This is a genomic window from Rhizobium mongolense USDA 1844, from assembly GCF_000419765.1.
Classification (GTDB): Bacteria; Pseudomonadota; Alphaproteobacteria; order Rhizobiales; family Rhizobiaceae; genus Rhizobium; species Rhizobium mongolense.
Map to the genome: position 1 here is coordinate 1 of NZ_ATTQ01000090.1, position 1,381 is coordinate 1,381.

The following is a 1,381-nucleotide window of genomic DNA, read 5'->3' on the forward strand; positions in this document are numbered from 1 at the left end:
TCGAAGAAGTTGTCGTGGCGTCCGACCCGCTCGACCCCGAGAAGCTCCGCCCAGATCCCGGCCAGCAGCGTCTCGACCTCGCCCTGCGGCGCTTCATAGGCGGTGCGCGCATAGGCGTCGTCGTCGGGGGCCGGCAGCGCCTGGCGGTCGAGCTTGCCGTTCGGCGTCAGCGGCAGCCCATCCAGCCGCACGAAGGCCGACGGCACCATGTAGTCCGGCAGCCGCCCGCCCAGATGGGCGCGCAAGGAGGCAGCAAGCTGCGCGCCATCGGCGCCCTCCGAGCCGTCCGCCGGCTTCGCCACCACATAGGCGACGAGCCGCTGGTCGCCGGTCCGATCGGCGCGCGCTACCACCACCGCATCGCCGACAAGCTCGTGCTCGCAAAGCCGCGCCGCGATCTCGCCCGGCTCGATGCGGAAGCCGCGGATCTTCACCTGGTCGTCGTTGCGGCCCAAAAACTCCAGATTGCCGTCCGGCAGATAACGCGCCAGATCGCCGCTCCGGTACAGCCGGTCGCCCTCCACAAAGGGGCTGGCGGTAAACCGATCGGCCGTCAGCTCGGGACGGTTCAGGTAGCCGCGCGCAACGCCTGCCCCGCCAACATAGAGCTCACCAACTGCTCCCACCGGCACCGGCGCGCCGTAAGCATCCAGCAGGTAGATCCGCGCGTTGGCGATCGGACGGCCGATGGGAGGCAATTGCGGCCAGCATGATGGATCAGCCACGAGGCGGTGCTCCGTGACTACGTGGGTTTCTGTAGGCCCATACTGATTTATCAACCTCGCCCTCGGGTGAGTCTCGAAGAACGACCTGAGCTCGGGGGTGGCTCGCAATTGCTCACCCGCTGTATAAATTTCTCTCAAAGAGGGCAGCAGCGCTCCCCGAGCGCACCAGGCTTCCGCAAAATGTTTCAAGGCTACGAATGGGAGGAAAAGCCGCTCGATCCCTTCTCTGCACACAAAGTCCAGCAACTCGGAAAAGTCGGCACGGGTCTCTTCCTGCACGAGCACCAGTAGCCCGCCGTCCCTCCAGCAACTGAATAACTCCTGGAACGAGACGTCGAAGTTCAAAGTCGTGAACTGAAGTGTACGTCGTTTTGGCGCACCAAACTCCGGCGAGGACCAAAGCAAATTCATAAGCGACCCGTGGGGCATTTCGATGCCCTTTGGGGTGCCGGTGGAGCCTGAGGTATAGATGATGTAGGCGAGATGGCGCGCGGTGAGGCCCAGCGCGCGCGGCTCGGGATCCGAAGCAGGCAGCTCGGCCCAGACCGGGGTGGCCGTTTCCAGATCGACCACCGTCACATCGACAAGCGCCTCGGCGCCGAGTGCGGCGCGTCCGGCGGCATCGCAAAGCAGCAGCCGCGGTGCGGCATCCTCGA

The 1,381-nt window shown here is 65.3% G+C and carries 1 protein-coding gene; it reads right to left on the reverse strand.

Annotated features, from left to right (window positions below; translation table 11 throughout):
• Window positions 1-1,381, reverse strand: a 1,381-nt coding sequence (locus A3C3_RS0137250; protein WP_028740334.1) for an amino acid adenylation domain-containing protein, incomplete at both ends; no start/stop codon positions are given.